Source organism: Solidesulfovibrio fructosivorans JJ] (assembly GCF_000179555.1).
Lineage (GTDB): Bacteria > Desulfobacterota > Desulfovibrionia > Desulfovibrionales > Desulfovibrionaceae > Solidesulfovibrio > Solidesulfovibrio fructosivorans.
Window position 1 is genome coordinate 41,512 of sequence record NZ_AECZ01000029.1, and the last position, 8,252, is coordinate 49,763.

Below are 8,252 nucleotides of genomic sequence, written 5' to 3' on the forward strand. Positions count from 1 at the left end.
TTGCTCAAACGAGCAAAAAAACCCCCTTTTCCCCTTGACTCCTCCCAGGCGAGTCTTAATGCTCTTTTGAGCAAAACAAAGGAGTGATCATGCCGCGTCCCCGTCTGCGCCGGTGCGTCTCCGGCATCCCCAAGGCCACGTATTTCAAGCCGCAAGGCGCGCCCCTGCGGGACTTGCGGGAAATCCGCCTGTCCGTGGAAGGACTCGAGGCCTTGCGCCTGGCCGATGTGGAAGGCCTTACCGCCGAGGCGGCGGCGACGCGCATGGGCGTGTCCCGCCATACCTTCGGCCGGGTGCTGGCCGAGGCCCGGGGCAATGTGGCCCGGGCGCTGACCACCGGTTCGGCGCTTCGCATCGAGGGCGGCGACTACGCCCTGGCCACAGACGCCCGCGCCGCCGGGGACGCGGCTCCAAACGACGCTCCATAAAAGGAGGATGACGTTATGCCACGAGGTGATCGTAGTGGTCCCATGGGTCAGGGTTCCGGCACGGGCCGGGGAGCCGGGTATTGCAGCGGCGCGGGCGCGCCGGGGTTTTCCAGCGCGCCGGGCCGGGGCGGACGGCGAATGGGCATGGGCATGGGACAGGGCCGCATGGGCGGTCGCGGCGGCGTGTGGTGTCGCGGCATGGGGCGCGGCTTCGGCCCCGGTGTTGACGCCGGAACCGAGACGGACGCCGAACGCCAGGCGCTTTTGCAGCAGGCCCAGGCCATGCAGGCCAACCTTGACGCCCTAAACGAACGTCTGGCCAGATTGGAAAAGACGGCCGACCAGGATTAGGAGGGGGGAAGCGGATGCGGGAGTGGGAAACCCTTTGAAAAAAGCGGTAGCCCCTCCCGCGCCCTCCCCTTCCTAAACTTTCTCACGATGACGGCATGCGATAGGGAGCACGTCGTTATCGTCAAGCCCTCTTCCGGAACGTCAAGGAAGGGGAAAACACGCGAGGGGGACAGCCCGGTGGCGGGTTGCCCCTTTCGCGTATCCGTTGCAACGCGACCGAAGGAGTAAGGACATGGCGGAAGAGATGCTTGGAACCGTGCGCGAACAGGCGCTCGCCCTGTGGAAGGAGCACGATCTGCTGGGCGAGCCCATTACGGTCACGGCCCGCACGCTCACGGTGCACGAGGCCATCGGCGACCCCGATGGCGACGATTTCCCGCTGCAAAAAGGCAAGGAACAGCTCATGGAGGCCGTCTTTCGCGGCGAAAAAGGCCAGGCCTTCACGGACCGCTTCGGCGATTTCTCCGGCTCCCTGGCCGACGTGGCCGCCATGGAGCTTACCGGCAACTTCCGCCGGGCCGTGTTCGTCTCCGCGCTCAACGCCACCTGCCGCAGCCTGGGGCTTTGCACCGGCACCGTCCACTGCCGCGACAAGGAACCCAACGACTGCGCCACCGCCTTTCGCGACCACATCGCCGACACCTACGGCAATCCGCGCATCGCCCAGGTCGGCTTCCAGCCCAAGATGATTGAAATCCTGAGCAGCCGCTTCACGGTCAAGGTCCTGGACCGCGACCCGGACAACATCGGGTCCGTCAAGCACGGCGCGTCCGTCCACGGCCCCGAAGAACAGGCGTCGATCCTGGACTGGGCCGACCTCATCGTGTCCACGGGCTCGACGCTGGCCAACGACAGCATCGGCGATTTCCTCACCGACAAGCCGGTCATCTTCTACGGCACCACCGTGGCCGGCGCGGCGGCGCTCATGGGCTGGCAACGCTTTTGCGCCAAATCGCGCTGAGTGTCTGGGGGAGAGGAGCCGGGGGGAACCTTTTCTGAAGAAAAGGTTCCCCCCGGACCCCCTTCCCAAAGACTCTTAGTGGTTACAGCGTGTTGCCTGTAACACAGCAGTAACCATTAAGAAGTTTAGGAAGGGGAGAGCGCGAGAGGGGAGAACCCTTTGCAAAAGGGTTTCCCCTCTCGCACCCTCTTATCCCTCTCCTCTCCCCTCCTAAAATAACCAGATATGGTCGAGACCGGCGCCGTCGTGGCCTTCGGTGCGCCGTTCCCGCAGGATGGTTGCCGGCCGCCCGGCGGCCACCATGTTGTCCGGCACGTCGTGGGTGACCAGCGCCCCGGCGGCGACGATGGCCTGCCGGCCGACGGTCACGCCGGGCAGCAGCACCGCCCCGGAATAGACCTTGGCGTAGTCGCCGATGACCACCGGCTTGTAGGTCCGCTTGATGTGCGAAGCCTCGCCGTGGCTATGGGTGAAAACGCGCACGTCCTCGGCCACGGCCACGTCGTTGCCGATGCGCACCCCACCTTTGGTGTCCAGAAAGACGTTGCGGTTGAAAAACACGTTGTCTCCGACGGTCAGCAGTTGGGGGAAATTGAACCGCATGTTTTCCTCGGCCGTAAAGACCGCGCCGCAAGCCCCGAAAAGCCGTCTGGCCAACAGCCGCCGAAACGGGATGGAAAACGAAACCACCAGACACAGCGGCAGCTTGTCGAAGGTGTCCCACAGAAAATGCAGATGGCGCAGGGCCGGCGTCAGCGGGTACTCCTCGGCCTTGGGCAGGGTTTCGGCATAGAGCCGGATGTGGGCGATGGCCTCCAGCTCCATGGGCGGCGCATCCATGATGGCCAGAATTTCCTGGACGGCTTCAGGCATTTCGATGTGGCCGAGGGCATCCTCAATATGGGATAGGCACGCATTGAAATAATTGGCCATCGGGGACCTTCCGGTTTTCCGACAGCGTAGCAGACGGAGCCACCGCCAACAATGCGTTTGAGGAAGAAGAGCCGGGGGGAACCTTTTCTGAAGAAAAGGTTCCCCCCAGGCCCCCTTCCCAAAGACTTTTAGCGGTTACTACCTGTCACCGTTAAACGTTTTTGGGAGGGGAGAGCGCGAGAGAGGGACCCTTTTTTCAAAAAGGGTCCCTCTCTCGCATCGCCTTCTCTCGTCCCCCTCCCTCACACGCTCAGGATCTTCCAGCTGTCTTTGAGGTATCCGGTCATGGGCTCGCCCATGTAGAGAACGTCCAGGCCGAGGCGTTTGAGGTCTTCGGTCACGCCGTAGCGCTCGGCGCAGGCCAGGCAGGCCAGAAGCGTCACCCCGGCCTTGCGGCAGGCGGCCACTTCGGCCTGGAGCTCGGCGTCCGTGGCGAGAAGTTTCGCCGAAGGCCCCCAGACGACCAGATGCACCTCGTCCCACCAGCCCTTGAGGCGGGAGTTCTTGGCGTACATGAGCGCCATGTTCAGGGCCGCTTCCTTGTCGGCGGTGACCCAGAGCATGACCAGCCCCGGGGCCGCGTTCTCTTGCGTCGTCATGAATACGTTTCTCCTGTGAAGAGGGGCGCGGAAACAGGGTGAGGAACCGCGAAGCTAGCCATGAAGCCTTTGCAGCACCCAGGCCATGTTCTTGCCCAGGTTTTTCATGGTCAGCATGCCCTCCTCGTCTGTTTCCACATCGCCGGGCTCAAGCCCCCGCCCCATGTTCCAGTAGCTCGACCCCGGCACCACCATCTGGTTGATGAAGTAGAAGTGGTTGATGGAGTTGAAGACATGGATGGCTCCGGCGCGCCGCACGGCCACCGCCGCCGCGCCGACCTTGCGCGCCAGCATGGAATCGTTGGCCAGGGCCACCATGCCGGCCCGGTCGATGATGGACTTGATGTTGCTCGAGACGTTGGCGAAGTAGGTGGGCGAACCCAGAATCATGCCGTCGGCCGCGACCATCTTGTCGATGATCTCGTTTAACATGTCGTTTTTGACGGCGCAGTGGCCGTCCTTTTTCTCCCAGCACTTCATGCAGGCGATGCAGCCGTGGATATTCTTGCCGTGGAGTTGCAGCAGTTCGGTCTCGATGCCCGCGGCTTCGATTTCGCCAAGCGCCGTGCGCAGCATGATGGCGGTGTTGCCGTCCTTTCTCGCACTGCCGTTTATGGCCAGCACCTTCATTGCCTTTCTCCTTTCTTGAGCGCCTTGCCCGCGCTCCAGGCGTCGGCGACATGGTCCCCGAGCGTCCAATAGCGGTTGTCGGGCATGGTGAGCAGAAGCGGCTTGTACTTCGCCACATCCGGCTTGCCGTCGGTGAGGATTTCGCCGTCGGCCCAACCGGCCTTGATTTCGCCGATGAAAAACGTGTGCTGCGGCAGGTCCACGGCCTGGAAAAGGGTCATCTCCAGGCACAGCGGGCACTGGCGGATCATGGGCGCGCCCGCGACCTCGCCGGAAAACACGTCGAAGAGCGCGGCCTTGTCCGCCTTGCGCCCGGACACGAGCCCGCAGTAATCGGTTTTCTCCACAAGCCCCGGCCCGGGCAGGCACAGGGAAAACGCGCCGTTTTCCCGGATGCCCTGGGCCGTGTACTGGCGATGGTTGATGGAGACGCCGATCATCGGCGGTTTGTGTCCCACCCGCGTCACCCAGGCGGCGGCCATGAAGTTGGGCCGTCCCTCGACCATCGCCCCGACCAGGGTCACGGGCATGGGCGGCAGGATCTCCGGGTCCAGGCGCACTTTCTCCATACTATTTCAGCTCCTTGCCGATGGAAAAAGCCAGGCCAAGATCGCGGCCCAGGCCGTAGTAATGCCGGTCCTCCGGGGCGAAGATGATGGGCTTTATGGCCGCCGCATCCGGCTTGCCGTCCTTCATGCACGCGCCGTCCACTTTCACGTCCAGCACCTCGCCCACGAACATGGTGTGCTGGCCCAGGTCCTGGACATGGATCAGCTTGCATTCCACCGTAAGCGGACACTCGGCAACATAGGGCGCATCCACGAGCTCGCTTTTCACGGCCGTGTAGCCGCACACCGCGAACTTGTCGGCATTTTTGCCGGAGACGATGCCGCAGTAGTCCACCTTGGCCACATCCGCCTCGGCGGCGACGTTTATCGTGAACGCCTTGCGCTCCATGATGGCGGCATAGGAATAGCGGGGCTTTTGCAGCGAAACGGTCATGCACACCGGCTTGGAGCAGCATATGCCGCCCCAGGCCGCGGTCATGAGGTTGGGCTTGCCGTCCGCGTCGTAGGTGCCGATCAGCCAGGCCGGTGTCGGCAGGGTCATGCTTTTCGCGCCAAGGGAGACCTTTTCCATTATCATACTCCTTCGTGTTCAGTCCGTTGCGCCGGGTAGTCCCGGCCAGCCCGCCAGCAGGGGGCGACCGGTTCGCCGACGGAAAAATACCAGCCACTGGAATAGTCGAACAGAAGCGGCCTGGCTTTTTCCAGGTCCACCTTGCCCTCTTTGAGGCAGGATTCCTCGGCGTAGGAACCGGCCAGCTCGCCCACGAACACCTCGTGGGCCGGCAGGTCGATCACCTGATGCAGCTTCAGTTCCATATTGACCGGGCATTCCCGGATCATGGGCGCATTGCCGAGTTCCCCGTAAAAGACGTCGAAGACGCGCGACTTGTCCACCTTCGCCCCGGAGACGATGCCCACATAGTCCGTGGCCACGGCCATGGACTTTCCCGGCAGGCAGATGGAAAACGCGCCGGATTCGCGGATGCCCCGGCTGGTGTGCCGGAACTTCTTCAGGCTCACGGTCAGGTACTGGGGGGCCGCGTTGTTCAGGATGCCCACATGGGCGATGGCCAGGAAATTGGGCCTACCGTCCACCATTGCCCCGACAATGGTCGCGGGCATGGGATACAGCAGGCACGTCCGGCCAAGATGACGTTGCATGGCGCTTCGCCTTCTACCAACGGTTTCTGTGGATGCGCTCGGGCTTGAACCGGTCCACGCGCTTGAAATCGGGGCTTGGATGGCCAAGCACCACCAAGGCGTGGGCCGAGACCCCTTCGGGCAGGCCGAGCAGCGTGGCCATGCCTTCCATGCGATCGGCCTGGGGATACAGCCCGCACCAGACCGAGCCGATGCCGAGCCCCCGGGCGGCCAGCATCAGGTTCTCCACGGCGGCGGAACAATCGAGCACCCAATTGCCCGGATACTTCTCCAGGGCGTGCTCGGCCGCGACCACGATGGCCAAAGGGGCGGTCTTGACCATGGCCGCGTAGGGATGGACCGACGGGATGGCGTCGAGCACCTCCCGGTCGGTGATGGCCACGAAATGCCAGGGTTGCTCGTTGCCGGCGCTCGGCGCGGCCATGGCCGCGCGCAGGATGGCGTCCATATCCGTTTCGGACACCGGCGCGTCGGTGAAGGCGCGGATGCTGCGCCGGGTATGGATGGCTTCGAACAGATCCATGGGACCTCCTTTTCGGTTTCCGCTTTACGGCTAAAGACATTTCTGCCAGTATGGCGAAAAAAACAAGTAGGCACAAATAAGTTGTGTAGTATCCTTTTGGATACCATAAAAGGAGCGGGCATCATGGCCGGACAGGGAACATCGTGCGGGCGCAAGCGCTGCCGAGGCAAGGAATACTCATGCAGCATGGAACTTTCGCTGGCGGTCATCGGCGGCAAATGGAAACCGCTGATCCTGTGGCATCTGCGCGACGTCACGACCCTGCGCTTCTCGGCCCTGCGCCGCGCCATGCCGAGCATCACCCAGAAGATGCTCACCCAGCAGTTGCGAGAACTCGAGGCCGACGGGCTCATCACCCGCACCGTCTACGCCGAAGTGCCGCCGCGCGTGGAGTACGGCCTGACCGAGCCGGGCCGCGACATCATCCCCATCCTCGAGGCCCTGTGCCGGTTCGGCAAGGAATTCGAAGCCCGGTTCGGGCTCGAGGACGCCGGCGCCGTGCCGGACCACGCCGCGAGGCGGTAGCGGAGTGAGTGGGGAGGAGGAGGCGGGAGGAGAACCGGGGGAGGGAACCCTTTTTTTCAAAAAAGGGTTCCCTCCCCCGGACCCCCACCCTCCCCAAAAACTTTCATAGTTTTTTTAATCGCAAGATATTACTTGTTTTTCAAGACGATCTAGGCGTCCATTCTTCCTTCCGCCCGTCTCGAGCCGCCTGGGAGCGCTCGTTGTTCATGGATAAAAAAGAGGCGCTGACCCGAGTGCTGTATCTTTTGCATCCATATTACATTCCTTTTCAGTATAGTTTTTAAACGTGAGAAGACCCTGGTGATGGACGTTTCTTTTCCCCTTGCCGTGATTGCCCAAGGCAACAGAATTGTCATGTTCGCGCAAGGCCAAGAATATCAGTATGTTAAAGACGTGACAATTCAGGCCCGAATGGATTTCAGACCAAATTAGTTCCACAATGGCACGGGGGCTGCACACAGGGAAACAAATTTCATTGGAGGCATTTCCCATGCGCAAAAGTATTCGTATCCCCGCCGCGCTGGCCCTGACCCTGGCCCTGACCGTTCCGGCCCTGGCCCAGACCATCCACCAGCACAACACCCCGGCGGCCACGACCGCCAAAACCGACACGACCAAGACCGACGCCACGGCCGCCAAGACCGTGGACCCCAACAAGGTCTACCTGCTCCGCCAGGACTACATAGCCAAGACCGCCGAACTGCGCGGCAAGCTCGTCGCCCGTCAGGCCGAGCTGGAAACCCTGCTCGCCACCAAGCCCGACGACACCACCGCCGTCACCAAGCTCACCACCGAAATAAGCGCCCTGCGCGGCAAGCTGTTCGAACAGGACACCCTCTTCCGCATCCGCTACGCCAAGGAAACCGGCACCCCCATCCGCATGACCCGCCACATGGGCCGGATGGAAGGCATGATGATGGACGGCATGATGGGCGGTAAGATGATGATGGGCCCCAAGAGCGATGCCGACTGCAAGATGATGGGTAAGGACAAGGGAATGATGATGATGGGCAAGGGCATGATGATGGGTATGCAGCATGACATGCAGGCCATGAACCACGGCGCGACCGGGGCCATGCCCGCTATGAACGGCACTATGCCCGGCCATACCATGCCCATGCCCGCCGCCAACGCCCAGAACACTCCGGCCGCGGCCGCGCCTGCCGCTCCCAGCGCTCCCGCCGCCCCGACCAACACAGCCCCGACCAACCAATAACCACGCCCCGCGACGCTAACCACGCAGACTCACGGAGAAGTCCCAATGCGCACCGCCATAGCCGCCTTCGCCCTCATCGCCGCCCTGGCCGCCGTCCCCGCCGCCTACGCCGCATCCCAGCCGACCCAAGACACCACCGCCGCCGCCGAAAAGATGTTCACCACCATGGACACCAACAAGGACGGCGTCCTGACCAAGGAAGAATTCGCCGCCCACCACATGGCCGACGACTTCGCCAAAGCCGACAAGAACGGCGACGGCAAGGTCACCCGCGAGGAATACCTCGGCCACGCCTCCGGCATGCAGATGCAGTAAGAAAGGGCAAAGAAGATGCGAGAGGGGAAACCCTTTAAAAA

13 protein-coding genes are annotated in these 8,252 nt (G+C 62.7%); 6 read left to right on the plus strand and 7 right to left on the minus strand.

The window, feature by feature from the left end:
- Positions 1-89: 89 nt before the first annotated feature.
- The 3 genes from DESFRDRAFT_RS16395 to DESFRDRAFT_RS16405 all read left to right on the plus strand — a co-directional run bounded on the left by DESFRDRAFT_RS16395 (position 90) and on the right by DESFRDRAFT_RS16405 (position 1,740).
- Positions 90-428, plus strand: coding sequence for a DUF134 domain-containing protein (locus DESFRDRAFT_RS16395; protein ID WP_005995784.1), 339 nt, complete (start codon positions 90-92; stop codon positions 426-428).
- A gap of 15 nt (positions 429-443) precedes the next feature.
- Positions 444-779 carry a DUF5320 domain-containing protein gene (locus tag DESFRDRAFT_RS22580; RefSeq protein ID WP_005995785.1) on the plus strand — a complete coding sequence of 112 codons (336 nt, stop codon included), beginning with the start codon at positions 444-446 and terminating at the stop codon, positions 777-779.
- Between the two features lie 232 nt (positions 780-1,011).
- Positions 1,012-1,740, plus strand: coding sequence for a Rossmann-like domain-containing protein (locus tag DESFRDRAFT_RS16405; RefSeq protein ID WP_005995786.1), 729 nt, complete (start codon positions 1,012-1,014; stop codon positions 1,738-1,740).
- 210 nt (positions 1,741-1,950) lie between these two features.
- Here the strand turns inward: DESFRDRAFT_RS16405 and DESFRDRAFT_RS16410 are convergent, their stop codons facing one another.
- The 7 genes from DESFRDRAFT_RS16410 to DESFRDRAFT_RS16440 form a co-directional block, all read right to left on the minus strand.
- On the minus strand, positions 1,951-2,613 hold the full coding sequence (locus tag DESFRDRAFT_RS16410; RefSeq protein ID WP_233489635.1) for an acyltransferase: 663 nt from the start codon (positions 2,611-2,613) through the stop codon (positions 1,951-1,953).
- A 302-nt stretch (positions 2,614-2,915) separates the two neighbouring features.
- A complete protein-coding gene (locus tag DESFRDRAFT_RS16415; protein ID WP_005995788.1) occupies positions 2,916-3,272 on the minus strand; it encodes a DsrE family protein in 357 nt (118 codons plus the stop codon).
- Between the two features lie 54 nt (positions 3,273-3,326).
- Positions 3,327-3,902: a flavodoxin family protein gene (locus DESFRDRAFT_RS16420; protein WP_005995789.1), complete on the minus strand. Its 576-nt coding sequence runs from the start codon at positions 3,900-3,902 to the stop codon at positions 3,327-3,329.
- On the minus strand, positions 3,899-4,471 hold the full coding sequence (locus tag DESFRDRAFT_RS16425; RefSeq protein WP_005995790.1) for a flavin reductase family protein: 573 nt from the start codon (positions 4,469-4,471) through the stop codon (positions 3,899-3,901). Before DESFRDRAFT_RS16425 ends, DESFRDRAFT_RS16420 begins: the two co-directional genes overlap by 4 nt.
- 1 nt (position 4,472) lies before the next feature.
- Positions 4,473-5,042, minus strand: coding sequence for a flavin reductase family protein (locus DESFRDRAFT_RS16430; RefSeq protein WP_005995791.1), 570 nt, complete (start codon positions 5,040-5,042; stop codon positions 4,473-4,475).
- A gap of 2 nt (positions 5,043-5,044) precedes the next feature.
- Positions 5,045-5,632, minus strand: a complete 588-nt coding sequence (locus DESFRDRAFT_RS16435; RefSeq protein WP_005995792.1) for a flavin reductase family protein — start codon at positions 5,630-5,632, stop codon at positions 5,045-5,047.
- A gap of 13 nt (positions 5,633-5,645) precedes the next feature.
- Positions 5,646-6,155: a nitroreductase family protein gene (locus DESFRDRAFT_RS16440; RefSeq protein ID WP_005995793.1), complete on the minus strand. Its 510-nt coding sequence runs from the start codon at positions 6,153-6,155 to the stop codon at positions 5,646-5,648.
- A gap of 123 nt (positions 6,156-6,278) precedes the next feature.
- Here DESFRDRAFT_RS16440 and DESFRDRAFT_RS16445 point away from each other — a divergent pair, with 123 nt between their 5' ends.
- The 3 genes from DESFRDRAFT_RS16445 to DESFRDRAFT_RS16455 all read left to right on the plus strand — a co-directional run bounded on the left by DESFRDRAFT_RS16445 (position 6,279) and on the right by DESFRDRAFT_RS16455 (position 8,211).
- Positions 6,279-6,680 carry a winged helix-turn-helix transcriptional regulator gene (locus DESFRDRAFT_RS16445; protein WP_005995794.1) on the plus strand — a complete coding sequence of 134 codons (402 nt, stop codon included), beginning with the start codon at positions 6,279-6,281 and terminating at the stop codon, positions 6,678-6,680.
- Positions 6,681-7,170: 490 nt separating this feature from the next.
- A complete protein-coding gene (locus DESFRDRAFT_RS16450) occupies positions 7,171-7,896 on the plus strand; it encodes a hypothetical protein (protein ID WP_005995796.1) in 726 nt (241 codons plus the stop codon).
- A gap of 45 nt (positions 7,897-7,941) precedes the next feature.
- Positions 7,942-8,211: an EF-hand domain-containing protein gene (locus tag DESFRDRAFT_RS16455; RefSeq protein WP_005995798.1), complete on the plus strand. Its 270-nt coding sequence runs from the start codon at positions 7,942-7,944 to the stop codon at positions 8,209-8,211.
- The last annotated feature ends 41 nt before the right edge of the window (positions 8,212-8,252 follow it).

Coding starts and splice junctions, on each gene's coding strand:
- DESFRDRAFT_RS16395 (WP_005995784.1), top strand. CDS start 90: ATGCCGCGTCCCCGTCTGCGCCGGTGCGTCTCCGGCATCCCCAAGGCC.
- DESFRDRAFT_RS22580 (WP_005995785.1), top strand. CDS start 444: ATGCCACGAGGTGATCGTAGTGGTCCCATGGGTCAGGGTTCCGGCACG.
- DESFRDRAFT_RS16405 (WP_005995786.1), top strand. CDS start 1,012: ATGGCGGAAGAGATGCTTGGAACCGTGCGCGAACAGGCGCTCGCCCTG.
- DESFRDRAFT_RS16410 (WP_233489635.1), bottom strand. CDS start 2,613: ATGCCTGAAGCCGTCCAGGAAATTCTGGCCATCATGGATGCGCCGCCC.
- DESFRDRAFT_RS16415 (WP_005995788.1), bottom strand. CDS start 3,272: ATGACGACGCAAGAGAACGCGGCCCCGGGGCTGGTCATGCTCTGGGTC.
- DESFRDRAFT_RS16420 (WP_005995789.1), bottom strand. CDS start 3,902: ATGAAGGTGCTGGCCATAAACGGCAGTGCGAGAAAGGACGGCAACACC.
- DESFRDRAFT_RS16425 (WP_005995790.1), bottom strand. CDS start 4,471: ATGGAGAAAGTGCGCCTGGACCCGGAGATCCTGCCGCCCATGCCCGTG.
- DESFRDRAFT_RS16430 (WP_005995791.1), bottom strand. CDS start 5,042: ATGGAAAAGGTCTCCCTTGGCGCGAAAAGCATGACCCTGCCGACACCG.
- DESFRDRAFT_RS16435 (WP_005995792.1), bottom strand. CDS start 5,632: ATGCAACGTCATCTTGGCCGGACGTGCCTGCTGTATCCCATGCCCGCG.
- DESFRDRAFT_RS16440 (WP_005995793.1), bottom strand. CDS start 6,155: ATGGATCTGTTCGAAGCCATCCATACCCGGCGCAGCATCCGCGCCTTC.
- DESFRDRAFT_RS16445 (WP_005995794.1), top strand. CDS start 6,279: ATGGCCGGACAGGGAACATCGTGCGGGCGCAAGCGCTGCCGAGGCAAG.
- DESFRDRAFT_RS16450 (WP_005995796.1), top strand. CDS start 7,171: ATGCGCAAAAGTATTCGTATCCCCGCCGCGCTGGCCCTGACCCTGGCC.
- DESFRDRAFT_RS16455 (WP_005995798.1), top strand. CDS start 7,942: ATGCGCACCGCCATAGCCGCCTTCGCCCTCATCGCCGCCCTGGCCGCC.